Here is a 24,564-nt window from a genome sequence, read left to right on the forward strand (position 1 = left end):
TTTCAAAGAGGCTCCCCGGAGAGAGACTGGAAGGCAGCGAGTGCACGCTGTCGGGCATGCTCATGCTGGACGACAGGCGCGGGATAGGTCTGTCCCAACACGATACCCGCAGCCTGCCGGATCGGATGCGGCGCTTCCCACGGTTTGTGGATGAACTTGTCCGGAAGACGGGCCAGTTCCGGAACAAATTTACGCACATAGTCGCCGTCCGGATCGAATTTCTCCCCCTGCGTGACCGGATTGAAGATCCGGAAATAGGGCGCCGCATCGGCACCTGACCCTGCAACCCATTGCCAGCTTGCCGCATTGTTCGCCGGATCCGCATCGCACAGCGTATCCCAGAACCAGTTTTCGCCAAGCCGCCAATCAATCATCAGGTGCTTGATGAGGAAGGATGCGACAATCATCCGCACCCGGTTGTGCATGAAACCGGTCTCCCAGAGTTCGCGCATCCCGGCATCGACGATCGGATAGCCGGTCCGGCCACGCTGCCAGGCTGCGAGCCCCTCCGGGTTCTCTTCCCACGGGAAGGAATCGAATTTCGGCTGATAGTTCGTTTTCGGCAGGGTGGGAAAGTGAAACAGCAGGTGGTGAGAGAATTCCCGCCACCCCAGTTCGGAAAAGAACTTCTCGATATCGTCCGCGCTCCCGGCGGCCTGCCCGGCCATGCGGGCAGCCTCGGTCGCGTGCCAGATCTGCCGCGGCGAGATTTCGCCAAACGCCAGATGCGGCGACAGCCGGGAGGTAGAAACATAATCCGGGCGGTTGCGGTTCTCGCCGTAATCGCGCAGCGGGCCACCAAGGAAATCCGCCAGCCTGCCGGCTGCCCCGGTCTCACCCGGTTGCCAGCTGGCCCGGAGTCCGCCGGCCCAGTCCGGCCGGGTCGGCAGCAGCGCAAGATCAGACAGGGAGAGACTGTCGGTCGGCGTCGTGGCAGCCGCTGGCGGAAGCCGCTCCGGCGCGGCAACCGGCTGGTCCGGCTCGCGCAGGGCACGGCAGGCCCGCCAGAACGGGGTGAAGACGCGCATCGGGCCCCCGGCCTTCGAGCGGATCTCCATCGGTTCGAAGAGCAGGGCACCGTTGAAGCTTTCGGCCGTGATGCCGTCGGCCTTCAGCGTGGCCTTGATGCCGGCATCCATATCCCGCTCCGGCTGGCCATAGCGCCGGTTCCAGACCACGCGGCCCGCGCTGCACCGTTTGGCCAATGCAGGGATGATCTGCCGGGAATCCCCCTTGAAGAACAGCAGCTTCTGCCCCCGTTCCGCAAGGCTCCGACCGAGGCTCTCCAGCGAGTGATGCAGCCACCACCGACTGGCTCCGCCGCGTGGACGCAGGCCATCATTCGTCTCGTCGATAAAGACGAACAGGGCTTCCTTCGCTCCACGTGCAGCAACGACGGCAGGGTTGTCGGTCAGGCGGAGATCGCTGCGGAACCAGATGAGGACCCGGTCGGGGGAGGGGGCGACTGGAGAGGGCACGGTGGAAGATGAGGCGAGGCGTGTCATCGTTCCGAGATATCGCATCGTGCTCCAAAGGGAAGGCCGTCGAGACAATGTGAATCGCGTCGGCACCCCGCTATGCTAGCCTTCCCAAGGGGGCGGCTGCCGAGCTGGACCCGGGGGAGTCCGATGATGGAAAGCCGGAGACGTCTGATCGCATTGTCCGCTGCATCCACGCTGCTGGTGATGCTGTCTTCCGCGCAATCCCGCGACGAGGCCTCCGCCATCGCCATGATCCATGCCGCCGCGTCCGGCGATGCCGATGCTGTCGCGCGGTTCCTCGGCATCGGCGTGCCGGTGGATGTGCGCGACCGGACAGGCCGGACGGCCCTGCTGACCGCCGTGCAGGGCAACCATGTCGAGGTCGCGCGGATCCTGATCCAGGCCGGCGCCGATGTGAACGCGAAGGACTCGATCAGCGACTCGCCCTTCCTGCTGGCTGGCGCCCGAGGCCGACTGGAGATCCTCGAGATGACGCTGGCCCATGGTGCCGATCTTACATCGACCAACCGCTATGGCGGCACGGCGCTGATCCCCGCCTGCCATTACGGCCATGTCGAGGTGGTCTACCGGCTGCTCAAGACGAAGATCAACGTCAATCACGTCAACCGCCTCGGCTGGACGGCCTTGCTGGAAGCCGTCATTCTCGGCGATGGAGGCCCCGCCTATGTCGAGATCGTCGATGCCCTCCTCGAAGCCGGCGCGGATCCGCGCCTTGCCGATCGCGAGGGAGTGACGCCGTTCGACCATGCGATGCGGCGCGGCTACGTGTTGATTGCCGCGCTGATCGAGAAGAAAACCCGATAGGAACGCGCTTTCCGGCCTCAGCCGGCAAGATCGACCGGCAGGCCGGTCCGGCCCGATTCCAGCAACGCATCGATCAGCCGGTGGACATGCAGCACGTCCCGGCCGGGAATGCGCGGCGCCCGCTTCTCGCGGAGGGCCGCAGCAAAGTCGGCGATGACGCCCCGGTGGTAATCATGCGGGAAGGCCATCGGATCCGCCCCCGTCCCGCCGGGCGAATTGTCCGGCCGGATGGTTTCATGCCCGCCATCATGGCTATGGATGTCGAGAGAGGAGCCGGCGAGGATCGCCGTGCCGTTGCGGCAGATCATCTCGATCCGCTCGGGAAAACCGGGGAAGCAGGCGGTTGTCGCATCGAGCGTGCCCACAGCGCCGCACGCGAAACGCAGGCTGGCGGTCACGAGATCTTCGGTCTCCATGCGGTGGACTGGGCTGGTGAGGGCATCGCCACAGACTCGGCTCACCGGCCCGGCCAAGCTTATCATCAGGTCCAGCGTGTGGATGCCCTGCGTCAGCAGCACGCCGCCACCATCTCGCGCCAGGGTTCCCCGGCCCGGCTCGTCGTAATAGGTTTGCGGCCGCCAGAGCGGAATCGCCGCGCTGCACCGGATCAGCGGCCCAAGGCTGCCCTGGCGGACGCGGGCGGCGAGGCGTTCGGCCGCCGGCTTGAACCGGTGCTGGAGCATGATTGCCAGTGTCACCCCGGCCCGCTCGCAGGCCATGACGAGCGCTTCCGCCCTGCGCGTCGAGATGTCGAGCGGCTTTTCAAGGAGGATAGCCTTGCCAGTGGCGGCGATCCGCTCGACCAGTTCGAGATGGGTGTTCGGCGGGGTCAGCACCATCACCGCATCGAGGCTTGGATCCTCGACGATATCCTCGACCCGTCCGCAGGTGGGAAACCCGAACGTCTTCGCGAAGCCGGCCCGCCGCTCCGGGCTGGGGCTGAAGGCATGGACAAGCTCGATCTCGCCCGCAAGGTCCTGCAGGCTCCTGGCATGTGGCGCCACTGCCATGCCGAGGCCGATCATTCCGAAACGCAGGCGTGTCATAAGCCGCTTTCTTGCCACCACGATGGGACGCTGCAGTCGAAACGGTTCATTCCGGGGCGTCAAGCGGGCATGCGGCCGGCCCTTCGCCATAAAATGAGACGCTGGGATATGGGCGGTTTCGGGGTTGAACGGCAGCCTTCCACGAGGCGCGGCTGAAGATCGCGCTGCGAGACGAGCAGGCTTGTCACGGCGTCATGGCCGGCGGGACCTGCCACGTCACAGGGAGGAACACCTATGCGCAAGACTTTGCTCGGAGCCGTTGCGATCACCGCCCTCATGCTGCCAGGCGCAGCCATGGCGCAGGGCGGAACCATCAAGATCGGCATTCTCGTCGCGCTTGAAGGCGCGTTTGCGACCGGGGGCCAGGATGGCGTCCGCAACGTCGAACTCGCCCTCAAGCAGATCAACAACACCATTGCCGGCAAGAAGGTGGAGACGGTCGTCGCGCCGACCGACACCAAGCCGGACACCACGATCCGCATGGCGCGCAAGCTGATCGAGCAGGACAAGGTCGATCTCATCATCGGCCCGCTTTCCGGCTCGGAAGGTATCGCCATGCGCGACTTCGCCAAGACCATCCCCGACAAGGTGGTGATCAACGGGATTTCCGGTGCGCTCGAGACCACCTGGGTCGATCCCGCGCCGAATTTCTACCGGTTCAACCTCGATGGCGCCCAATGGGGCTATGGCCTTGGTTCCTATGCGGTCAAGACCAAGGGCTTCAAGCGGATCGCAACCATCGCGGCCGATTACTCGTTCGGCTACACGAACTTCATGGGCTTCGCGGTGGATTACTGCAAGGCGGGCGGTGATATCGTGCAGCGCTTCTGGCAGCCGCTCGGCCAGTCCGATTTCGGCGGCATCATCGCCCAGCTGCCGGAAAACGTCGACGCGATTTATCTCGGTCTCGGCGGCACGGACGCGATCAACTTCCTGAACCAGTACCAGCAGGCCGGCGAGAAGACCCGTCTCATCGGGGGTACGATCATGGCGGACCAGACCGTCCTGACGGCCCGGGGCAAGGCCAAGGAAGCCCTGTTCGGCACACCGGTTTCCGGTCCCTTTGCCAATGACAATCCCGATCCGGCCTGGAAATCCTATGTGAAGCTCTACCAGGATTCCTTCCCGGCCAACCAGCGCCTGCCATCGCCCTCGCTGTTCGGGCTGGGCTACTACACGGCCACGCTCGCGGCCATCAAGGGCCTGGAAGCGGCCGGCGGCGACCTGTCGAACGGCCAGGCCAAGTTCAAGGAAGCCCTCAACAAGCTCCAGCTGGACAGCCCGGTCGGCAAGATCACGCTCAACGAGAACCGCCAGGCCACCGGCACGGTGTTCATCAACGAGGTGGTTGATGGGGCGGATGGCAACATGACCACGAAAATGGTGGCAAAGTCCGACAACGTCACCCAGACGCTGGGTATGACTGTGGATCAGTTCCGTGCTCTCGGCCTCCCGTCCCGCAACGTGGTGGATTGCGCGAAGCTGCGCTCGGGCGGCTGAGAAGCCCTCCTCATCGACATGCCGACATGCGGCTGGCCCTCCGGGGGCCAGCCGCTCTCTCCTTCGCGCAGACAGAAAAGGGGCGGCGCCAGATCGCCCTCGCCGGGAGTGCTGCGGATGACCCTGATAGGCTATCTGACCCGGACCCATTTCGCCGAGGCAGCCATTGAGGATGCGCTGCCCGAGGAAGCCGGGGCCCTGTCCGAGGCTCTGGTGCTGGCCGATGAAGAGCCCGGTGCCCGCGCCGCTCTTGTCCGCGTTCGCGAGGCGCTGGACCGCATCCCGCTGATTGTCCATGCCCTTCCGCCCGGCGCCCCATCGCGCGGGGAAACCCGCGCCCTGCTGGCCCGCCTGCGGCAGATTGGCACCTCCACCCTGATCGCTGTCGGCGGGGCCCAGGCTGTCGGTCAGGCGCGGCTGGCGGCGGCCGAGGCATCCCGGAACGGCGAGAGGCTGACAGTCATCGCCGTGCCGGTCGGGTTGTTCGATCTCGGCCTCGGTCGTCATGTCCGCCCGCGCGATGGCCGGCCGGCCCCATGCCCGCGGCCCGACCGGGTGATCGTCGATCCGACCGTGCTCGAACAGGTGCCGATCCGCCGGATTGCCGCCTCGGCCATGGAAATCATGGTCCATGCGATCGAGGCCTATGCCAGCCCGAGCTACAACCCGCCTGCCGATGGCCTCGCCCTCGAGGCCGTTCGCCGCATGACGCATTGGCTACCGGTGGTTCTCGGCGTGCCGGGCCATCGCGAGGCGAGGCGCGAGATCATGGCGGCGGCGATGACTGCCGGCCTCGCGCTCGAAAAGGCCGTGGGCGGGGTCGATGCGCTGGCCTTGCCCATCGAGCCGGAATTACAGTCCGGCTTTCTACCGGGTGACCTCCACGCCCCGCTTCTCGCGGCGATGGCCGATTTCAACGCCCAGGCCGTGGGTGATCGCTATGCCGCGCTCGCCATGACGCTGGCGCGCCGGGACGGGCAGGTCTCGCTCAGCACCGAGATCGGCGCCTTCGCCCGTGGCCTCGGCCTGCCGACAAGCCTGCGGGAAATCGGCATCGACCGGCGGCGTTTCGACCGTTTCGCCGAGATGGCGGCGAATGATCCGGCTGCCCTTGCCAATCCGCGCCGCCTGACCCCGGGCGACTGCCGCCGCATCCTTGAGGCCGCATGGTGAGCCCGATGCAGCCTCTCTCCCAATCACCGGTTGCCAGTTATCCGGCTGCCTATACATTCGTCGTAATCCGCGAAGAAAAACAAGCGGGAGGAAACCGATGAGCATCGCTCACGCTGTCGCACATGGTGCGTTCGGGCGGGCTTGCCTCTACGAGCTGGACCGGCCGATGGTGCCGCATGCCCATCGGGAAGGGCATCTGATCTTCCACGTCCGCGGACCGGCGGCAAAGGTCGTGATCGATGGCCGGGCCTATCCGCTCAATCCGCTCGAGGCGACAGCGATCAGCCCCTGGCAGCCGCATTACTTCATGCCGGTGGATCGCCGCATCCCGACCCTGACACTGGTGCTCTATATCCGTCCCGGCTGGTTCGTGGAGGCCAGCGGTCAGGCGTCGGAAATCCTGCGTTTCGGCCGTCCGGTCGTCTGTATGGATGACCATATCGCCCGCCTTGCGGCCGAAACCGCGCGGCAGCTTGCTGCCTATTCCGACGGCGATGGCAATTTCGAGGACAGGCTCAGCGCCCTGACGCAAGCGGCCTTCGACCAGACCTGGCAATGGCAGGCGGGCGGGCAGGGCGGCGACCGTCTGCGCCTCGGCTTCCGCGATTTCCGGATCCGGCGGGCGATCAGCCTGCTGAGCGAGACCCTGGGCGAGCCGATCGATCTGAGCGCCGTCTCGCGCGCGGCGGGCCTTTCGCGGCCGCATTTCTTCAAGCTGTTCCGTGAGCAGGTTGGCCTGCCGCCGACGCTCTATCTCAACGCCCTCCGCATGGAACGCGCCATCGAGCGGCTGGCGCGTGGCGAGGAGACGGTCTCGGAAATCGGCCTCGATCTCGGCTTCGCCACGCCGGCCAGCTTCTCGCGCTTCTTCATCGCCAATGGTGTCGTGCCCCCCAGCGCCTACCGGCGCAGCGTGCTCGGGGCCGTCCATTGAGGCTGGCCCCGCATTTCCCGAAAGAAAAGACGTTCGGGAAAGCGTGCCGCCCGGCGCTCATTCTAGTCTTGGCCGCGAGGGGTGGCGAAAGGGCGCCATCCGGGTCCGGCATATCCCTGCGAAGACAGGAAGCCGGCCCGAGGACAAGGTCTTCCGAGACACGCCGCGATGGATGACATCATCAAGCGCAATCCGCTCCGGAGCCTGATCATCGCGATCCTGATCGCGGTGTTCCTCTGGCTTGTCTTCGCGCCCTGGCCGCCGGAACTGGTGGCGAAATGGGGCCGCAAGCAGATCTTCCTCAACGCGCTGCTCGGCGGAATCACGCTTGGCGCGCTGTACTTCCTCGTCGCCGCCGGTTTCACGCTGATCTTCGGCCTAATGCGGGTCGTCAACCTTGCCCATGGCTCGCTTTTCCTGCTCGGCGGCTATCTCGGCTACGAAATTTCCAGCCTTACCGGCTCCTGGTTCATCGCCTTTCCTGTGGTGTTCCTCGTTGTCGGCCTGCTTGGCCTGCTCATGCAGCGCTTCATCTTTTCGAAAATGGAGGGCGAGGAACTGCGGCAAACGCTGGTCAGCATCGGCATTTCCATCGTCCTCGCCGATCTTATGCTCTGGCTCTGGGGCGGCCAGTCCTACTCGATCCTCGCGCCCGGCTTCCTCACCGGGCCGATGGAACTGCCGATCATCAACTCGATCAATGCCAGCACCGGCGCCACCAACTGGCTGCGCTACCCGGCGGTGCGGATCTGGATCCTGATTGCCGCCATCGTCATCGGCGTGGCGATGTGGCTGGTCCTGAACCGGACAGCGCTTGGCATGCTGATCCGCGCCGGCGTGGATGACCGCGAGATGCTTGCCGCTTCCGGCGTGCGAATCCAGCTCGTCTTCCTCGCTGTGTTCGGCTTCGGCGCCGGCCTTGCGGGCATGGCGGGCATTATCGGCGGCACCTTCCAGTCGCTCTCGCCGGGCGAGGATACGCGATTCCTGCTGGCCAGCCTCGTCGTTGTCATTGTCGGGGGCATGGGCTCGATTGTCGGTGCGGCCCTCGGCTCGCTGATCATCGGCGTCACAGAGCAGATGGGCTTCGTCTATGCGCCAACCTATTCGGTGGTCTTCACCTTCCTGATCATGGCCGCCGTGCTGGCTTTCCGCCCCCATGGCCTGCTCGGGGTGAGGCGCTAGGCCATGGCGATGACCGACCACGCCCCCCGTTTCGCCAACCGCGCCGACCAGAAACTCTGGTTCGAGCGCATCCCCGCGCCCTGGTGGGCGCTGGCGGTGGTGCTGCTGTTCCTTCCGGTCGTGGCCAACAATTTCTGGCTGTTCCAGATCATGGGCTGGACCTTCATTCTCGGCATGATCGGGCTCAGCCTGATGTTTCTTGCCGGCTATGGCGGTATGGTCAGCTTGCTGCAGATGACCGTGGCCGGGATGGCCGGCTACATGGTGGCGATCCTCGGGACGTCGGGCACGGTCACCGTCAGCCTCGGCCTTGCCTGGTGGATCGTCCTGCCCGCCGCCTTCCTGATCGCCGCGCTTTTTGCCACGGTTTCCGGTGCCCTCGCGGTGCGGACAGAGGGCATCTACACAATCATGATCACGCTCGCCATCGCGGCGGCATTCTTCTATTTCACCCGGCAGAACTACACGATCTTCAACGGCTATTCCGGGTTCAACCTTGTCCTGCCGCCGCAGCTTTTCGGCGTGAACTGGCGCGATCCCGTGCCCTTCTACTATCTCAGCCTCGCCTTGGCCTCCTTGTCCTATGGTGCAGTGGTCTATGTCTCGCGCTCGCCGTTCGGCCTCGCCTTGCAGGGCGTACGGGACAATCCCCGCCGGATGGCCGCGCTCGGCTTCAACGTCACCGCCCATCGTGTCGCGGCCTATGCGCTCGCCAGCGTCTTCGCCTCGGCTGGCGGCATCCTTCTGGTCTGGCAAAATGCCCAGATCGCGCCGGGCACGATCGGCATTCCCGCCGCGATCGATGTGCTCGTCGTGGCTGTGGTCGGCGGCATGAGAAGGCCGCTCGGGCCCTTCATCGGCGCCTTCATCTATGTGATGCTGCAAGTCTTCTCGCCGGATATCCTCGGCTTTTTCGGCTTCTCCGCCGAGCGTTTCAAGCTGATCATCGGCCTCGGCTTCCTCGCGGTCGTGCTGTTCTCGCCCGATGGCGTGCTCGGCCTCTGGGACCGCTGGCGCGCGCGCCGCAGGCAGCAGCAGGACCAGCAGGCAGGAGGAGGTGCGGCATGAACGCCCCCGTCACACCGCCACGGCCGGTCGCCCTTGGCCAGAGCCATGTCAGCGCAGGCAACGCGCTGGAACTGCGGGGCATCACCAAGATGTTCGGCGCGCTGGCTGCCATATCCGATGTGACGCTCTCGGTCCGCCCGGGCGAACGGCGCGCCGTGCTTGGCTCGAACGGCGCCGGCAAGACCACTTTGTTCAACTGCATCACCGGCGATTTCCTGCCGACAGCCGGGCTGATCCGCTTCTTCGGTGAGGATGTCACCACCTTCCCGCCGCATGAGCGGATCCGGCGCGGCCTGCGCCGTACCTACCAGATCTCCTCGCTTTTCGCCGGCCTCTCGGTGATCGACAATGTCTATCTGGCCTGCCGGGGCGTCTCGCGGAATCGCTTCTCGCTGATCCGCCCGCGGCGCGACGATGCCCTCGTCCATGCGGCCGAGACGCTGGTCGAGGCCGTGCATCTGAGCGCGGAGAAGGACCGGCTCGTCGGCGAACTCGCCTATGGCCAGCAGCGCCAGCTCGAAATCGCGCTCGCCTTGTCCGGTGCGCCGCGCTTCATCCTGTTCGACGAGCCGGCGGCGGGCCTCTCGCCGACCGAGCGGCGCGACCTCGTGTCGATCCTCACCACGTTGCCCGGCCATATCGGCTACATCATCATCGAGCACGACATGGATGTGGCTTTGCGCGTCGTCGAGAGCGTGACGATGATGCATAATGGCCGCATCTTCAAGGAAGGCCGGCCGGAGGAGATCGAGGACGATCCCGAGGTGCAGGAACTTTACCTCGGAGGCGGCCATGAGTGAACGCCCCGTCCGCGGCGCCGGCGCGCCGATCCTGCAACTCCAGGGCGTCAACGTCTTCTATGGCCGCTCGCATGCCGTGCAGGGTGTCGATCTCGCCCTCCATTCGGGCGTACTCTCGGTGGTCGGCCGCAACGGCATGGGCAAGACCACCATGTGCAAGGCCATCATGGGACTCGTGCCGGTCTCGTCCGGCTCGATCCGCTTCATGGGCGAGGAACTGGTTGGCCGCACCTCCGCTGAGATTGCCCGGCTGGGCATTGGCTATGTGCCGCAGGGCAGGCGACTCTGGCGGTCGCTGACGGTGGACGAGCATCTCCGCCTGATGTCGCGCGGGAAAGGCGCCTGGACGCCGGAGCGCATCTACGAAGTCTTCCCGCGCCTCGCGGAACGGCGGCGCAATGGCGGCGGCCAGCTCTCGGGCGGCGAGCAGCAGATGCTGGCGATCAGCCGCGCCCTGCTCATGAATCCGCGCCTGCTCATCATGGACGAGCCCACCGAGGGCCTCGCCCCGGTCATCGTCGCCCATGTCGAGGAAACGCTGGTGCGCCTCGCGGCCGAGGGCGACGTCTCGATCCTCGTGATCGAGCAGAATATCGGCGTTGCGACCCAGATGTCGGACACGATCGCCATCATGGTCAATGGCCGGATCCACCGCGTCATCGCCTCGTCGATCCTCGCCGCCGACCGCGATCTCCAGCAGCGCCTGCTCGGCGTCGGCCGGCACAGCCATGACGAGACCGAGCCCGCCGCTACCGGAGCGCCTTCCGGCGCTGCCGGCCCGGCCGCCCCGGCCCCGCAGGGCCCCATCCGGGTCTACAATGCCAATCCCACACTCCCGACGCGCTGGTCGCAGGATGTGCCGGCCGCCCGGATCGAGGCGCAGGCCCGCACCATCTCGCGGCCGACCCTCGCCACGATCGACGGCCGGCGTGTCGGCGATGTCTCACCGCTCGCGGCCCGCGCGCCGCAGGAGCCGCATGTCATCATCGCCGGCACGCTCGATACCAAGGGCGACGAACTGCGTTTCCTGCGCGACGCGATCAAGGCCGCGGGCTTGCGCACCCGCCTTGTCGATCTCTCGACCAATGGCCGCAACCAGGGCGCCGATGTCTCGGCGCAGGAAGTGGCCCTGGCCCTGCCGACCGGCTCGGCCGGCATTGCCTCTGGCGATCGCGGCAAGGCCGTCGCCGCGATGACCGAGGCCTTCCGCGCCTGGATGGCCCGCCAGCAGGGCGTGATCGGCATTCTCTCGGCTGGCGGATCGGGGGGCACTGCCATCGCCACCGCCGGCATGCAGACCCTGCCGGTCGGGGTCCCCAAGCTTATGGTTTCCACCATGGCCTCGGGCAATGTGGCGGCCTATGTCGGAGCGACCGACATCACGATGATGCATTCCGTGACCGATGTTCAGGGGCTGAACCGCGTCTCGCGGACAGTACTCGGCAATGCTGCGCAGGCCATGGCAGCCATGGCGCGGAATTTCCATGAACAACAGCACGGGCCCGCGACGCGCCGGCCAGAGGCCGAAAAACCGTTGGTCGGGCTGACCATGTTCGGCGTCACCACGCCCTGCGTCCAGCAGGTGACGCGGCTGATCGAGCGGGAATGGGAGCCGCTTGTCTTCCATGCCACCGGCACGGGCGGCCGCTCCATGGAGAAGCTGATCGATTCCGGGCTCGTGCCCGGAGTGATCGACGTCTCGACCACTGAGATCTGCGACATGATGATGGGCGGCATCCTGCCCGCCACCGAAGATCGCTTCGGCGCGGTGATCCGCACCAGGATTCCGTATGTCGGTTCGGTCGGTGCGCTCGACATGGTCAATTTCGGCGCGCCAGAAACCGTGCCGCAGCATTATCGCCAGAGGCTCTTCTACCCGCACAACCCGCAGATCACCCTGATGCGGACTACGGCGGAGGAGAATGCCCGGATGGGCCGCTGGATCGGCGAGCGCCTCAACCAGATGGAAGGGCCCGTGCGCTTCCTCCTTCCGGAAGGCGGCGTCTCGGCTCTTGATGCGCCGGGGCAGCCCTTCTGGGATCCCGCCGCCGATGCCGCTCTTTTCGACGCCTTGGCCTCGACGATCCGCGTCACCGCAACCCGGCAGCTCATCCGGCTTCCGCATCACATCAACGACCCCGCCTTTGCGGCGGCCCTCGTGCAGCATTTCCGTGCGCTGCATCAGGGCCGCTTCCGGGGCGCCACCGGCAGGACCTGAGACATGCCCCGCTTTTCCCGCACCGAATTGCTCGCTCTCTACCGCGCGATGATCGCGCGGGGAGAGCCGATTGTCGGCGGCGGTGCCGGCACCGGCCTTTCCGCGAAATGCGAGGAAGCCGGCGGCATCGACCTGATCGTCATCTACAATTCCGGCCGGTTCCGCATGGCAGGGCGCGGCTCGCTTTCCGGCCTGATGCCTTACGGCGACGCCAATGCCATCGTCATGGACATGGCAAGCGAGGTGCTGCCGGTGGTGAAGAAGACCCCGGTTATTGCCGGGGTCTGCGGCACCGATCCCTTCCGCTCGATGGATGTCTTCCTCGACGATGTCGCTCGGATCGGCTTTTCCGGCGTGCAGAACTTCCCGACTGTCGGGCTGATTGACGGCGTCTTCCGCGCCAATCTCGAGGAAACCGGCATGGGCTTCGGCCTCGAGGTCGAGATGATCCGGCTGGCCGGGCAGAAGGGCCTGCTGACCACGCCCTATGTCTTCTCGGAGGCTGATGCCGCCGCCATGGCCGGCGCGGGGGCGGATATCATTGTCTGCCATCTCGGCCTGACGACCGGCGGTTCGATCGGCGCGGAAACCGCGCTCAAGCTGAAGGATTGCCCGGCCATTGTCGATGCCTGGGCGGCGGCGGCCCTCGCCGTCAAGCCGGATGCGATCATCCTCGTCCATGGCGGGCCGGTGGCCGAACCGCCGGATGCCGATTTCATCATGAAGAACACCCGCCATTGCCACGGCTTCTACGGCGCCTCCTCGATGGAGCGCCTGCCGGTGGAAGTGGCGATCCGCGAGCAGACGAGGGCTTTCAAGACAATCAGCCGCACGGGCGGCACGCCGGGTCCGGCGTGAGGCAGGCTGAGGGAGGAACGTGACATGACGGGGCAACTGATCGGAACCCTCATTCTCTGGCTTATCGTGGCGGTGATCGTGATCGCGATCATCGTCTATCTGGTGAACTGGCTCTATCGCCGCTCGTCGAAGGAGGTGTCCTTCGTCCGGACCGGCCTGTTTGGCGAAAAGGTGGTGATCAATGGCGGCGCCTTCGTGCTGCCGATCATCCATGATGTCACGCCGGTGAACATGAATGTCCTGCGCATGGCCGTTACCCGGGCCAACCAGGACGCGCTGATCACGCGGGACCGGATGCGCGTCGATATCGATGCGGAATTCTATGTCCGCGTTCGCCCGGACAAGCCCTCGGTCTCCATCGCCGCTGCCACTTTGGGTCGGCGGACCCTCCAGCCCGACCAGCTCAATGCGCTGCTCTCTGGCAAGTTCATTTCCGCCCTGCGCTCGGTCGCTTCGGAAATGTCGATGGAGGAAATGCACGAGCAGCGCGGCCTCTATGTTCAGCGCGTGCGCGATGCCGCCGTCGACATGATGGAACAGAACGGTCTTGTACTGGAATCGGTGGCGATTACGGATCTCGACCAGACCGACCTGCAATATTTCAACCCGTCCAACCGGTTTGATGCCGAAGGTCTGACGCGGATCATCGAGGAGATTGAGGAAAAGCGGAAGCTCCGCAATGACATCGAGCAGGATTCGATGATCCGTATCCGCACCCGCAATCTCGAGGCGGAGCGGCAGGCCCTTGATATCGAGCGCGAGAGCGAGACCGCCCGGCTGGACCAGCAGCGCGAGATCGAGATCCGGCGGGCCATGCAGCGCGCCGAGGTGGCCCGCGAGCGGGCGGCCCGCGATACCGAGGCCGAGCAGGCGCAGATCCTCTCGCGCGAGGAGATCGAGAAGTCGAAGATCGCCAATGAGCGCGCCATCAGCGAGGCGCGGATCTCCTCCGACCGCGAAGTCCGCCAGCGCGAGATCGAACGCACCAAGGCGGTTGAATCCGCCGAGATTCTCGCCCGCGAGGAGATCGAGAAGGCCCGGATCTTCAACGACAAGACCATCCAGGCTGCCCGGATCGCCTCCGAACTGGAAACCCGCCAGAAGGAGATCGAGCGGACACGGATGCTCGAGGCGGCGGAAATCGCCGCGCGGGAATCGACCGAAAAGGCCCGCATCACGCAGGAAGCCCTCGTCAATGCAGAGCGGATCGGGCGCGAGCAGGAGATCCGCAATCTCGAGATCGCCCGGAACCGCGCGCTGGACGAGGCCGAGATTGCCGCCCGCGAAGCGGTGGAGAAGGCCCGGATCGCGCAGGAAAACGCTGTCACCGCCGAGCGGATCAGCTTCGAGGAAGGCCGTCGCAAGCTGGAAATCGAGCGCAACAAGGTGGTCGAAACGGCAGAGATCACCGCCCGCGAGGCCACCGAAGCCGCCCGCATTGCGCAGGAAAAGGCCATCGCTGCCGAGCGCATCGCCTCCGAACTCGAGACCCGCCGGCTGGAAATCCGCCGGACCGAGGAACTCGAAGCTGCCGAGATTCACCGCCGCGATGCGGTCGAGCGGCAGCGTATTGCCGCCGAGCTGAAGATCGATGAGGAACGCATCGCTTCGACCCGGACGCGCGAGATTCTGCAGATCGAGCAGAAGCGCGTCGTCGAACTGGCCGAGGAAGACCGCGCCATCACGCTCGCCGCGAAGAAGGCCGAGCGTACCGATGCGGACAAGGCGCTGCGTCAGGCCGAGATCGTCGCCAAGCAGGAGGTCGAGCGGACCGATGTCGCCCGCGAGCAGGCGCTGGAGGCTGCCCGCCTCGAACGCAAGCGCGTGATCGAGCAGCTGGAAATTGCCCGGGTCCAGGCGCTGCAGGAAGCGCAGATCGTCTCGAACGAGGAGGTAGAGCGCGCCCGGATCGCTTCGGATCGTGGCCTCGATGCCGCCCGGGTCGGCCGCCAGCGCGACCTGCGCAAGCTCGAGATCGAGCGCGAGCGCGATGTCGAGAATGCCTCGATGGAAAAGGCGATCACGCTCTACACCAAGTCACTCGAGGAGAGTGCGGCGGCGGTGCAGGCGGAAATCGCCAAGGCCAAGGCCGTCGAGGCCGCGGAGATGGTCACCACCGTGCGCGAGCGCGAGACGGCGAAGCGCCGCAAGACCGTGGAAGTCATGATGGCGGAGAAAGCGGCCGAGGAAACCCGCATTGCTGCCGAGGCTGACAAGGTCCGTCGCGCGGTCGAGGCCGAGGCCCAGCGCCTGCTCTACGAGGCCGAGAATGTGCTGACGGATGGCGCCCGCTATGGCCTGTTCCGTCGCCGCCTGCTCGACCGGATCGAGGGTATCGTCCGCGAGAGCGTCAAGCCGATGGAGAAGATCGACGGCATCAAGATCCTCCATGTCGATGGCCTGTCCGGCTCCGGTTCCGGCTCCGGCCGCACCCCGACCGACGAGGTGATCGAGAGCGCGCTGCGCTACCGTGTCCAGGCACCGCTGATCGACGAGGTGCTGAAGGAGATCGGCATCGAGGGCGGCAGCCTCGCCAAGATGGGCGGGCTGATGCGCGAGGCCTCCGACATGCAGCGCGTCGCCAAGGATGCCCAGCCGCCCAAGCCCAGGGAAGGTGGCGGCAAGGATGGCGGCGGTGAGAAAAAGTAATCAGGTTTCGTAAAGTGAGCAGGTGACCCATGGCACGCGTCTACGCTTCCAGCGTGATCAATGCTCCGGCGGCCCGGGTCTGGGCCCGGGTGCGGGATTTCAACGGCCTGCCGAACTGGCACCCGGCCATTGCCGAGAGCCGGATCGAGAATGGCGAGCCGGCCGACAAGGTCGGCTGCATCCGGGCCTTCTCGCTCCGGAACGGCGACCGCCTGCGCGAGCAGCTGCTGGGCCTGTCGGATTACGACATGTTCTGCACCTATTCGATCCTCGACTCGCCCATGCCGCTGACCAATTATGTCGCGACCCTGCGCCTGACGCCGGTCACCGATCAGGACCGGACCTTCATCGAATGGTCGGCCGAATTCGATTGCGCGGCCGACAAGGAGGCCGATCTGGTCAGTGGCATCGGCGGTAATGTCTTCCAGGGCGGGTTCGACGCGCTGAAGCGGGCTTTCGGAGGCTGACATGCCCAAAGTGGTGCGCAGCACGATCATCGATGTGCCGGTTGACCGCCTCTGGGCTGTCGTGCGCGATTTCAACGCCCATGACCAGTATCACCCGATCGTGGCCACCAGCCAGATCGAGCGGGGTCATCCGGTGGACAAGGTCGGCTGCGTGCGGCGCTTCACCCTGCGCGACGGCAGCGAATTGCGCGAACAACTGCTCAGCCTCTCCGACCTCGAGATGAGCTATTCCTATTGCCTGCTCGATACGCCGGTTCCGCTCTTCAACTATGTCGCGCATATCCGGCTGCTGCCGGTGACCGACGGCAACCGGAGCTTCTGGCACTGGGAGAGCCGCTTCACAACCCCCGCCGGCCGTGAGGAGGAATTCGCCCGGATGGTGGGCGAGGATGTCTATGTCGCCGGCATGGAAGCCGTCCGCCAGATGCCGCAACTTCTTGAGACGGGAGCCTGACATGCCCCTTGCGCTGCGTGTGGTCCAGAGCCTGTCCGAAGCCGCCGGCATCCTCGCCGCGGATTCCCGCACCACCCTGCTTTCGGGCGGGACCCTCGTGATGCGCGACGTCAACGAGGGCCGCCTGACCGATGGCACCCTCCTGCGCGTGACCGACCCGGCCTGGCAGCAGATCCAGGTCTCTGGCACGCGGATCGAGCTCGGTGCCGGCGCGACCATGGCTGCGATCCTCGCCCAGCGCGAACTCGGCTTCCTCCACGCCGCCGCGCGGGCGGTGGGGGGGCCGGCCATCCGCAACATGGCGACAATCGGCGGCAACCTCTTCGCGGCCGCGCCTTATGGCGATTTCGCGGTTGCGCTGCTGGCGCTCGATGCCCAGGTGATGGTGCTTGCCGGCTATGGCAGCCCGCGTGCCGTTCCGATCGAGGAATTCCTCGCCGGGCGATCGCGCGGGGAAGCTCGCCTTGTCGCCTCGGTCCAGTTCAACCGGCCGGTCGCGCCGGGCGATTTCCGCTTCCTCAAGGTCAGCCGCGTCAAGCCGAAAGGCCTTTCGGTCCTCTCCATCGCCACCCATTTGCCGGGCCATGCCAGCCGGATCGGTCAGGCACGAGTCGCCTATGGCGCGATGGGGCCGTTGCCGGTCCGGGCCCGAGGGGTTGAGCGTGCCCTTGAAGGCAAGGCGCTCGACGCCAACGGCATCGCCGCGGCCCGGGCCGCCGCGCTCGAGGGCGTCCAACCCGTGACCGACGCGATCGCCAGCGACTGGTATCGGCGCGAGGTCCTGCCGGTCCATCTCGGCCGGCTGCTGGCCAACCAGAGCTGAAGGAGGCGAGGATGGCGAAAGTTCCCGTGCAATTCCGCCTCAACGGCTCCGACCGAGCCGCCTTCGCCGATCCGGCGGACAGCCTGCTGACCGTCCTGCGGCGCGGCCTGAACGATTTCGGCCCGAAATATGGCTGCGGGCAGGGCACTTGCGGCACCTGTTCGGTCCTGATCGACGGCGGGCTGCGCCTCGCCTGCCTGACGTTGGCCGCTTCCTGCGAGGGAGCAAGCATCGAGACCGTCTCCGGAATGGCTGATGGGCCCAACCTGCATCCATTGCAGACTGCTTTCATGGAGCATTTCGCCGCGCAATGCGGCTTCTGTACGCCGGGCATGCTGACGGCGGCAAAAGCGCTGCTGGACCGCAACCCCAATCCCAGCCGCGAAGACGTGATCGATGCCATTGCCGGCAATATCTGCCGTTGCACGGGCTACGAGCCGATCATCCAGGCCATCCTCGCCGCGGCCCGGACGCTGCCGGCGCAGCGCCGATCCTGAGGAGGCAACCCGCCATGGAATTCCGCAAGGACCTCTTCCAGAACGAGCGCGACGACAATCTCAATGTCGTCGGCAAGGGCGTGCAACGGCAGGACATGCCGGGCCATGTCACCGGCCGCTCGCCCTTTTTCGATGACCATGCCTTCGAGGGCCTGCTGCATCTCAAGGTGGTCCGCTCGCCGCACCCCCATGCGCGGATCCGCCGGATCGACATTGCTGCCGCCGAAAGAGCACCGGGCGTGAAGCGCATCCTGCGCGGTTCCGATGTACCGGTTAACAAGAACACGCTGCTTTCGCTGATCAATTTCGGCAAGGATGACGAACCGACCCTTGCGGTGGACAAGGTGCGCTACAAGGGCGAGCCGATCGTCGCGATCATCGCCGAGAGCGAGGCGCAGGCGCTGGCGGTGCGGGCGCTGGTTCGGGTGGAGTACGAGCCGTTGCCGGCCGTGTTCGACGTCGAGGAGGCGCTGAAGCCCGGCGCTCCGGTCATCAACGATACCTATCCTGGCAACTATTTCGAATATCACGAGAAATACGACCATCAGAAGCTGCGCTTCGGCGATGTCGAACGCGGCTTCGCGATGGCGGACCATATCGTCGAGGACCGCTACCAGATGTCGCCGATCGAGCATGCGCCGACGGAGACGAACGGCTCGATCGCCGCGCCGGAGCAGAATGACCGCTTTGTCGTGCATTCCTGCGCGCAGGGCCTGTTCTTCTCGCTCGGCACGGCAGCGAAGATCGTCAATCTCGATTCCAACCGCCTGCATTTCATCGGCGGTACGGTGGGCGGCGGCTTCGGCGGCAAGGTGGATTCCCTCACCGAACCGCTCTCCATCCTCGGCGCGATGATGACAGGCCGCCCGGTCCGTTATGTCCTCGATCGCGAGGAGGAGATGCTCTATGGCAGCCCGCGCGGCGCCGAGCGCATCTATATCAAGGACGGCATTGCCCGCGATGGCCGCATCCTCGCGCGGCAGATCCGCTCCTATTTCGATGCCGGCGCCTATACCCGGCTGTCGAGCTATGCCGCGATCAAATGCACGGCCCATCTGCCGGGGCCCTACACGATCCCGAATGTCGCTTCGGACATCTATGTCGCCTATACCAACCGCTGCCCTTCGACCGCGATGCGCGGCTTCGGGATCACGGCTGTTGATTTCGCCCTCGAGGTCCATATGGACAAGGGCGCCGAGGCCTGCGGGCTGGATCCGATGGAGTTCCGGATCCTCAACGCCTATCGTGATGGCGACATGAAGGCCCATCGCCGTGTGGCGAAGAACACGGCCCTCATCGAATGTGTGCAGGTCGCAGCGGAAAAGGCCCGTTGGCCGCTCTCCGACGAGGCGCGGCGGCAATCCTCGCTGACCGGCGGCGGCGGTGCTCGCGCCGAGATCCCCGCGACGCCGATCGACGAGAATGGCCGCATCAACCGTCCGGAAACGCGCGGCGGTCGCCCGACCCAGACCCTCCCGGCCGGCACGATGCGGGTTCCGATGACCAAGCAGCCGATCATGGAAGGCTCGACCGAGAACCGACCCAAGGCGCCTGCCGTGCCGCAATACGAGCCCTATCGCCCGGCGGCTGCCGCACCGCCGCCCGTGGCCCCGCCAATGACCGCGCCTCCGCCGCCGGCTGCACCTCCCGCGGTCGCGCCATCGCCCAGCCCGGCACCGGCCTCGCAGCATGGCGCGCATCGCTTCTCATCGGTCTTCGGCACAAGGAGGCGCTGAGATGGCCCGCTACAAGGGACGTGGCATGGCGTCCGTCAACTATCCGATCGGCATGAACCTTGGCGGCGATCCCAGCCAGGCGCTGATCCATTCCAATCCGGACGGGAAATTCACCGTCGCACTTTCGGCGATCGATCTTGGCCAGGGCATGAAGCAGGTGACCCGGCAGGTTGCGGCGGAAACGCTGGGCGTGCCGATCGAGGATGTCTATGTCGACACCGCCGACAGCGATACCGGCCCGCATGACATGGGCTCCTTCGCCTCCCGCGGCACGCATCGCATGGGCAATGCCGTCATCGCGGCCGCCCGCGAGGCAAGGGGCGTGCTGCTGGAGGCGGCGGCCGAGGAACTCGAGGTCAATGCCGCCGATCTCGTGACTGACGGCAAGGGCAATATCCATGTGAAGGGCGCACCCTCGCGCGCCATCACAGTCCGCGCCACCGCGCAGGCGGCCCAGTTCAAGCAGGGCAAGACGATTGCCGGGCGCGGTATCTTCCTCATCCCGCTCTCCTCTGTCGATCCCGAGACGGGCGAGATGAACCCGAACACCGCCTTCGCCCATGCCTGCCTCGTGGCGGATGTCGAGGTGGATGACGAGACCGGCGAGGTCTCCGTCCTTGGCATGAGTTCGGCCTATGAACTTGGCCGGGTCATCAACCCCAAAATGGTCGAGCAGCAGCTCGTTGGCGGCGCCTGGATGGGCATCAGCCATGCCCTCTACGAGACGCCGGAGCCCTATTATCCGAACCCGGATCACGGCCCGCGAGATTTCAACGAATATCTGATGCCCGGCCCGGGCGATCTCGCGCCCTACAGCATCACCATCCTCGAACGGCCTGCGCCGGACGGGCCCTTCGGCGGCAAGGGCCCGGGCGAGATGTGCGCGAACCCGGTCCTGCCGGCCGTCGCCAATGCGGTCTACAATGCCGTCGGCGTGCGGGTGAACGACCTGCCGATCACGCCTGAGAAGATCCTGCGCGGCATCCGGGCGAATGGCGGCGCGAAGCCGCAGGCGCGGCGCGGCGGAGCGCTCTGAGCCATGACGATCCGCGCGCTCCCCAACGGTCTGTCCAGCCCCGAGGCCCTGTCGGAGGCCCTGCGCGCGGCCTTCTATCTTGCCGATGATGGCATCGCTACGGCGGCGTTCCTGTCGCTGGCGCTCGGGAAGCCCTTGCTGCTCGAAGGGGCGCCTGGCGTCGGCAAGACCGAGGCGGCGAAGGCTCTGGCCGGCATTCTCGGCCGCCAGTTGATCCGCCTGCAATGTTTCGAGGGCATCGATGCCAACGCGGCCCTCTACGAATGGAACTATCCGCGCCAGATGCTGGCCATCCGGCAGGCGCGGGAGGGCGAGAGCGCCGATCTCTACCGCGACGACTTCCTGATCGAGCGGCCGATGCTCTCGGCCCTCAGGCGGCCGGAATCCACCGTGCTGCTGATCGACGAAATCGACCGGTCGGACCATGAATTCGAGGCGTTCCTGCTCGAATTCCTGTCGGATTTCTCGATCTCCATCCCCGAGCGTGGTACCTTGCGGGCCGCGGAACGGCCGGTCGTGATCCTCACCTCGAACCGCACGCGGGACCTGCACGAGGCGCTCCGCCGCCGCTGCATCTACCACTACATCGCCTATCCCGATCCGGCGCGAGAGGCGGCGATCATCATGCTCCGCTCCTCGGCCGTGGCCGAGCAGACCGCCCGCGCCGTGGTCCAGGCCGTCGGCCTGCTGCGGCAGGAACCGCTGACCAAGCCGCCCGGCGTGGCCGAGGCGGTGGACTGGGCGGAGGCCGCGACCGCCCTGGCGCGGACGGGCGCCGCCTGGCCGGATGCCTTCCGTCGGTCCATTGGCGCAGCGCTGAAGGACGAGGAGGATCTCGCCTTCCTCCGCCCGCGGCTGGATTCCCTCATCGCGGCGGTGGCGGCATGACGGACAGGCGCGCCAACCCCCTGCCGGCCGCGAGCCGCCCCTTTGTCGCGTTCCCCGCCTTGCTGCGCGAGCATGGCTTCGCCGTGGCACCCGACCAGACCCTGACCTTCCTCGAGGCGATCACCGTGCTCGGGCCGCGCTCGCTGGAGCAGGTCCGGCAGGCTGCCTGGGCGACGCTGGCGCCGCAGCCGCACCAGCGCGGGACCTTCGACACCCTGTTCGATTTCCACTTCCTCGGTGGCTTGGCCGAACCGGGCGAGGCGGATGACTGGCAGCCCGACGAGGAGCTGAAGGTCCAGGAGGACGAGGGCAGCCGCGAGATCCTGATCGGCGAGAGCATCAACGAGACCGGCCAGCAGGCCATCGAGGCCGAGGCTCTGGCCATCCGGGCGCTGCGTCCGCCGGATGCCGCCGATACGCTGGCGCGCTTCGCCCGCGACCTGCCGGCCGCCCTGCCACGCCGGCGCGGCTATCGCTACCGCCGGGCCCGCCGCGGCGCGACGATCGACCTCGCCCGCAGCCTGCGCGCCGCGATCCGCACCGATGGCGATGTGATGGCCCTCAGCCGCCGCCGCCGCGCCAGCCGGCCCCGGCCGATCCTGCTGATGATCGACGTGTCCGGCTCGATGAAACAGCGCAGCGATGCCAATCTCGCGCTGGCCCATGTGATCGTGCAGAGCGCGCCGCGCGTCGAGGTGTTCACCTTCGGCACGCGGCTCACCCGCGTCACCCGGGCGCTGAAGCTGCGGAACCGCGAGCAGGCCCTCGCCACGGCATCCGGCCTTGTCGCGGATTGGGATGGCGGCACGCGGATCGGCGATGCGCTGGCGGCCTTCCTCGCCGTGCCGCGATTTGCGGGCTATGCGCGCGGCGCCGTGGTGGCGATCCTCTCGGACGGGCTCGAACGCGGCGATCCCGCCGCCATGATCGGCGCCGTCCGTCGTCTGGCCACCCGCGCCTTCCGCATCGACTGGTTCTCGCCGCTGGCGGCCGACCCGGATTACCAGCCGCAGACCGAGGCGCTGGCGGCGATCCGGCCGATGCTGGGCAGCCTCGCCAATGGTAATTCGACCGCCGCGATCTGCCGGCACCTGTTGGCGCTCGGGCAAGGCCCCGCCCGGCCGGGGAGGGCGGCATGATCGACGCACATTTCCATATCTGGCGGCAGGCGGACCTGCCCTGGCTCGTGGGACCGATGCAACAGCGCATTTTCGGCCCCTACGAGCCGATCCGCCGCGATTATCCGATCGAGGAATATCTCGCCGATGCCGCGGCGGCCGGCATGACCGGCGCGGTCTATGTCCAGGCGAACTGGGCGCCGGGCCGGGCCCTGGACGAGGTGCGCTTCGTGGCGGATTCCGCCGGGCGGGCCGGCTTCCCCGTCGCGATCGTCGCCTATGCCGACATGCTGGCTGGGGATATACGCCCGGCTCTGGACGCGCTCGCCACAGAGCCCTCGGTGCGCGGTGTCCGCATGCAGCTCCATTGGCACGCCAATCCGCTCTACCGGTTTGCCTCCGGGCCGGATCTTGCCCGCGACCCCGTGCTCCAACGCAATGTTGCGGCACTCGCCGCCTTTGGCTGGAGCTTCGATCTTCAGGTCTTTGCGGGGCAGATGGAGAGCGCGGCAGAACTCTCCGCCGCCTGTCCGGGCGTTACATTCGTGCTCCAGCATGCGGGCATGCTGGAAGACCTGTCGGAGGCGGGGATCGCGCAATGGCGTGAAGGCATGGCCCGGCTGGCGGCGCAGCCGAATATCGTCAGCAAGCTTTCGGGCCTCGGCACCTTCCTGCGGAAGAACGACCCCGCCCATACCGCCTTTATCCTGCGCGAGACTGTCGCGCTGTTCGGCGCCGGGCGCTGCCTGTTCGGCTCGAATTTCCCGATTGAGAAGCTCTGGACGACCTATGCCGACCTTGTCGCCGCCCACCGCTCCGCCGCCGCCGCGCTGCCGGAGGCGGACAGGGCGCTGATTTTCGCGGGCACCGCCCGCAAAACCTACAAACTGACATAACGAGGAGGAACCCCCATGCCGCTGGAAATCAAGGTGCTCGACTATGGCGACATCGAGCTGGAATCGAGCTTCCTCGTGCTGGGGCGCGGCTGCGGCCAGCGCAAGCGCGTTTATACCTATGGCTTCCTGATCCTCGGCGGCCCCTGGCCAGTCGTGGTCGATACCGGCTATCGCCACAACCAGATCATGGAAAGCCTCGGCATGCGCGGGCTGCAATTCCACGAGAATATGATCGAGAACCAGCTTCAGAAACACGGCGTCCGCATGGGCGATGTGCGTTATGTCGCCCATACCCACCTGCATATCGACCATGCCGGCAAAGATGAGCTGTTCCCGATGAACACCACGGTGATCATCAACCGGCGCGAACTGGAATATTCGGTATCCGGGCTGATGCATCCGCAATATCCCGCGCCGGATATCAAGCATCTGATCGACCGCCTCCACACCAAGCATGCCTTGCGGCTGGAGGATCTCGAGCTCAGCGGCATGATCGAACTGTTCCCCGGCTGTTATCTCGAAGCGGCCGGCGCCCATACCGAGGGCTCGATGAATGTCCATGTCGATACGGCCGAGGGCCGCGCGACGATCTGCGGCGATGTGATTTACGATTTCAACGACCAGATCGTTGACCCGTATCACGAGATCCATGCCGACGAGCCGCGCGTCACCGGCAATCACGGCACCACGAAGCGGCAGGAAAAAGCAGCGATCAAGAAGTTGCTCAACACCTCGCGCTTCCTGCTTCCCGTGCACGACAAGCCCGCGAAGATCGAGGCGGGGCAGGTGGTCGGCCGGCTGGACATGGCCGTGCCGGGCCCGATGGTCCAGAGCGTGCCGAAGCGGAACTGGTTCCCGGTCTGACACCGGGAACCGCCCGAACCCCGAGGATCCGGAAGACGGAGGAACGCC

22 protein-coding genes are annotated in these 24,564 nt (G+C 66.3%); 20 read left to right on the plus strand and 2 right to left on the minus strand.

Translation table 11 applies throughout. The annotated features are described in order from the left end of the window. Window positions 1-2 precede the first annotated feature (2 nt). Entirely contained in the window at window positions 3-1,523 is a 1,521-nt protein-coding gene (locus P0652_RS11490) for a cryptochrome/photolyase family protein (protein WP_284178943.1), read from the minus strand. 108 nt (window positions 1,524-1,631) lie between these two features. Between P0652_RS11490 and P0652_RS11495 the strand changes: the two genes are divergently transcribed. Then, on the plus strand, window positions 1,632-2,306 hold the full coding sequence (locus P0652_RS11495; RefSeq protein WP_502947514.1) for an ankyrin repeat domain-containing protein: 675 nt from the start codon (window positions 1,632-1,634) through the stop codon (window positions 2,304-2,306). Window positions 2,307-2,323: 17 nt separating this feature from the next. On the opposite strand, the gene P0652_RS11500 is transcribed toward P0652_RS11495, so the two are convergent. Continuing rightward, complete coding sequence (locus P0652_RS11500) at window positions 2,324-3,352, minus strand: Gfo/Idh/MocA family protein (protein ID WP_284178945.1); 1,029 nt, start codon at window positions 3,350-3,352, stop codon at window positions 2,324-2,326. 234 nt (window positions 3,353-3,586) lie between these two features. Here P0652_RS11500 and P0652_RS11505 point away from each other — a divergent pair, with 234 nt between their 5' ends. The 19 genes from P0652_RS11505 to P0652_RS11595 all read left to right on the plus strand — a co-directional run bounded on the left by P0652_RS11505 (window position 3,587) and on the right by P0652_RS11595 (window position 24,516). Further along, entirely contained in the window at window positions 3,587-4,852 is a 1,266-nt protein-coding gene (locus P0652_RS11505) for an ABC transporter substrate-binding protein (protein ID WP_284178946.1), read from the plus strand. 117 nt (window positions 4,853-4,969) lie between these two features. Continuing rightward, the gene (locus tag P0652_RS11510; RefSeq protein WP_284178947.1) at window positions 4,970-6,025 is read left to right on the plus strand and encodes a dehydroquinate synthase/iron-containing alcohol dehydrogenase family protein; all 1,056 of its coding nucleotides are present in this window, start codon (window positions 4,970-4,972) and stop codon (window positions 6,023-6,025) included. Between the two features lie 97 nt (window positions 6,026-6,122). Further along, window positions 6,123-6,959 carry a helix-turn-helix domain-containing protein gene (locus P0652_RS11515; RefSeq protein WP_284178948.1) on the plus strand — a complete coding sequence of 279 codons (837 nt, stop codon included), beginning with the start codon at window positions 6,123-6,125 and terminating at the stop codon, window positions 6,957-6,959. 168 nt (window positions 6,960-7,127) lie between these two features. After that, on the plus strand, window positions 7,128-8,144 hold the full coding sequence (locus P0652_RS11520) for a branched-chain amino acid ABC transporter permease (protein WP_284178949.1): 1,017 nt from the start codon (window positions 7,128-7,130) through the stop codon (window positions 8,142-8,144). 3 nt (window positions 8,145-8,147) lie between these two features. Next, on the plus strand, window positions 8,148-9,212 hold the full coding sequence (locus P0652_RS11525; protein ID WP_284178950.1) for a branched-chain amino acid ABC transporter permease: 1,065 nt from the start codon (window positions 8,148-8,150) through the stop codon (window positions 9,210-9,212). Further along, window positions 9,209-10,012 carry an ABC transporter ATP-binding protein gene (locus P0652_RS11530; protein WP_284178951.1) on the plus strand — a complete coding sequence of 268 codons (804 nt, stop codon included), beginning with the start codon at window positions 9,209-9,211 and terminating at the stop codon, window positions 10,010-10,012. The genes P0652_RS11525 and P0652_RS11530 overlap by 4 nt, the downstream gene beginning before the upstream one ends. Continuing rightward, complete coding sequence (locus P0652_RS11535) at window positions 10,005-12,230, plus strand: ABC transporter permease (protein WP_284178952.1); 2,226 nt, start codon at window positions 10,005-10,007, stop codon at window positions 12,228-12,230. Before P0652_RS11530 ends, P0652_RS11535 begins: the two co-directional genes overlap by 8 nt. A gap of 3 nt (window positions 12,231-12,233) precedes the next feature. Next, entirely contained in the window at window positions 12,234-13,088 is an 855-nt protein-coding gene (locus P0652_RS11540; protein WP_284178953.1) for a phosphoenolpyruvate hydrolase family protein, read from the plus strand. 24 nt (window positions 13,089-13,112) lie between these two features. Beyond that, complete coding sequence (locus tag P0652_RS11545; RefSeq protein ID WP_284178954.1) at window positions 13,113-15,737, plus strand: flotillin family protein; 2,625 nt, start codon at window positions 13,113-13,115, stop codon at window positions 15,735-15,737. Window positions 15,738-15,766: 29 nt separating this feature from the next. Continuing rightward, window positions 15,767-16,204, plus strand: a complete 438-nt coding sequence (locus P0652_RS11550) for an SRPBCC family protein (RefSeq protein WP_284178955.1) — start codon at window positions 15,767-15,769, stop codon at window positions 16,202-16,204. 1 nt (window position 16,205) lies between these two features. Further along, window positions 16,206-16,658 carry an SRPBCC family protein gene (locus P0652_RS11555; RefSeq protein ID WP_284178956.1) on the plus strand — a complete coding sequence of 151 codons (453 nt, stop codon included), beginning with the start codon at window positions 16,206-16,208 and terminating at the stop codon, window positions 16,656-16,658. Window position 16,659: 1 nt separating this feature from the next. Continuing rightward, window positions 16,660-17,481 (plus strand): FAD binding domain-containing protein, encoded by an 822-nt coding sequence (locus P0652_RS11560; protein WP_284178957.1) that lies wholly within the window; start codon window positions 16,660-16,662, stop codon window positions 17,479-17,481. An 11-nt stretch (window positions 17,482-17,492) separates the two neighbouring features. Next, window positions 17,493-17,978, plus strand: a complete 486-nt coding sequence (locus tag P0652_RS11565) for a (2Fe-2S)-binding protein (RefSeq protein WP_284178958.1) — start codon at window positions 17,493-17,495, stop codon at window positions 17,976-17,978. 14 nt (window positions 17,979-17,992) lie between these two features. Further along, on the plus strand, window positions 17,993-19,714 hold the full coding sequence (locus P0652_RS11570; protein ID WP_284178959.1) for a xanthine dehydrogenase family protein molybdopterin-binding subunit: 1,722 nt from the start codon (window positions 17,993-17,995) through the stop codon (window positions 19,712-19,714). 1 nt (window position 19,715) lies between these two features. Further along, complete coding sequence (locus P0652_RS11575; RefSeq protein WP_284178960.1) at window positions 19,716-20,750, plus strand: xanthine dehydrogenase family protein molybdopterin-binding subunit; 1,035 nt, start codon at window positions 19,716-19,718, stop codon at window positions 20,748-20,750. Between the two features lie 3 nt (window positions 20,751-20,753). Next, a complete protein-coding gene (locus P0652_RS11580; RefSeq protein ID WP_284178961.1) occupies window positions 20,754-21,638 on the plus strand; it encodes an AAA family ATPase in 885 nt (294 codons plus the stop codon). Further along, on the plus strand, window positions 21,635-22,777 hold the full coding sequence (locus P0652_RS11585) for a VWA domain-containing protein (protein ID WP_284178962.1): 1,143 nt from the start codon (window positions 21,635-21,637) through the stop codon (window positions 22,775-22,777). The genes P0652_RS11580 and P0652_RS11585 overlap by 4 nt, the downstream gene beginning before the upstream one ends. Continuing rightward, complete coding sequence (locus P0652_RS11590; protein ID WP_284178963.1) at window positions 22,774-23,652, plus strand: amidohydrolase family protein; 879 nt, start codon at window positions 22,774-22,776, stop codon at window positions 23,650-23,652. The genes P0652_RS11585 and P0652_RS11590 overlap by 4 nt, the downstream gene beginning before the upstream one ends. A gap of 15 nt (window positions 23,653-23,667) precedes the next feature. Continuing rightward, window positions 23,668-24,516, plus strand: a complete 849-nt coding sequence (locus P0652_RS11595) for an MBL fold metallo-hydrolase (RefSeq protein ID WP_284178964.1) — start codon at window positions 23,668-23,670, stop codon at window positions 24,514-24,516. The last annotated feature ends 48 nt before the right edge of the window (window positions 24,517-24,564 follow it).

It is taken from the genome of Rhabdaerophilum sp. SD176 (assembly GCF_030143245.1).
Classification (GTDB): domain Bacteria; phylum Pseudomonadota; class Alphaproteobacteria; order Rhizobiales; family Beijerinckiaceae; genus Rhabdaerophilum.

What these genes read in the sequence shown, in the direction of transcription:
- P0652_RS11490 (WP_284178943.1), bottom strand. Translation starts at nt 1,523, where the DNA reads ATGCGATATCTCGGAACGATGACACGCCTCGCCTCATCTTCCACCGTG.
- P0652_RS11495 (WP_502947514.1), top strand. Translation starts at nt 1,632, where the DNA reads ATGGAAAGCCGGAGACGTCTGATCGCATTGTCCGCTGCATCCACGCTG.
- P0652_RS11500 (WP_284178945.1), bottom strand. Translation starts at nt 3,352, where the DNA reads ATGACACGCCTGCGTTTCGGAATGATCGGCCTCGGCATGGCAGTGGCG.
- P0652_RS11505 (WP_284178946.1), top strand. Translation starts at nt 3,587, where the DNA reads ATGCGCAAGACTTTGCTCGGAGCCGTTGCGATCACCGCCCTCATGCTG.
- P0652_RS11510 (WP_284178947.1), top strand. Translation starts at nt 4,970, where the DNA reads ATGACCCTGATAGGCTATCTGACCCGGACCCATTTCGCCGAGGCAGCC.
- P0652_RS11515 (WP_284178948.1), top strand. Translation starts at nt 6,123, where the DNA reads ATGAGCATCGCTCACGCTGTCGCACATGGTGCGTTCGGGCGGGCTTGC.
- P0652_RS11520 (WP_284178949.1), top strand. Translation starts at nt 7,128, where the DNA reads ATGGATGACATCATCAAGCGCAATCCGCTCCGGAGCCTGATCATCGCG.
- P0652_RS11525 (WP_284178950.1), top strand. Translation starts at nt 8,148, where the DNA reads ATGGCGATGACCGACCACGCCCCCCGTTTCGCCAACCGCGCCGACCAG.
- P0652_RS11530 (WP_284178951.1), top strand. Translation starts at nt 9,209, where the DNA reads ATGAACGCCCCCGTCACACCGCCACGGCCGGTCGCCCTTGGCCAGAGC.
- P0652_RS11535 (WP_284178952.1), top strand. Translation starts at nt 10,005, where the DNA reads ATGAGTGAACGCCCCGTCCGCGGCGCCGGCGCGCCGATCCTGCAACTC.
- P0652_RS11540 (WP_284178953.1), top strand. Translation starts at nt 12,234, where the DNA reads ATGCCCCGCTTTTCCCGCACCGAATTGCTCGCTCTCTACCGCGCGATG.
- P0652_RS11545 (WP_284178954.1), top strand. Translation starts at nt 13,113, where the DNA reads ATGACGGGGCAACTGATCGGAACCCTCATTCTCTGGCTTATCGTGGCG.
- P0652_RS11550 (WP_284178955.1), top strand. Translation starts at nt 15,767, where the DNA reads ATGGCACGCGTCTACGCTTCCAGCGTGATCAATGCTCCGGCGGCCCGG.
- P0652_RS11555 (WP_284178956.1), top strand. Translation starts at nt 16,206, where the DNA reads ATGCCCAAAGTGGTGCGCAGCACGATCATCGATGTGCCGGTTGACCGC.
- P0652_RS11560 (WP_284178957.1), top strand. Translation starts at nt 16,660, where the DNA reads ATGCCCCTTGCGCTGCGTGTGGTCCAGAGCCTGTCCGAAGCCGCCGGC.
- P0652_RS11565 (WP_284178958.1), top strand. Translation starts at nt 17,493, where the DNA reads ATGGCGAAAGTTCCCGTGCAATTCCGCCTCAACGGCTCCGACCGAGCC.
- P0652_RS11570 (WP_284178959.1), top strand. Translation starts at nt 17,993, where the DNA reads ATGGAATTCCGCAAGGACCTCTTCCAGAACGAGCGCGACGACAATCTC.
- P0652_RS11575 (WP_284178960.1), top strand. Translation starts at nt 19,716, where the DNA reads ATGGCCCGCTACAAGGGACGTGGCATGGCGTCCGTCAACTATCCGATC.
- P0652_RS11580 (WP_284178961.1), top strand. Translation starts at nt 20,754, where the DNA reads ATGACGATCCGCGCGCTCCCCAACGGTCTGTCCAGCCCCGAGGCCCTG.
- P0652_RS11585 (WP_284178962.1), top strand. Translation starts at nt 21,635, where the DNA reads ATGACGGACAGGCGCGCCAACCCCCTGCCGGCCGCGAGCCGCCCCTTT.
- P0652_RS11590 (WP_284178963.1), top strand. Translation starts at nt 22,774, where the DNA reads ATGATCGACGCACATTTCCATATCTGGCGGCAGGCGGACCTGCCCTGG.
- P0652_RS11595 (WP_284178964.1), top strand. Translation starts at nt 23,668, where the DNA reads ATGCCGCTGGAAATCAAGGTGCTCGACTATGGCGACATCGAGCTGGAA.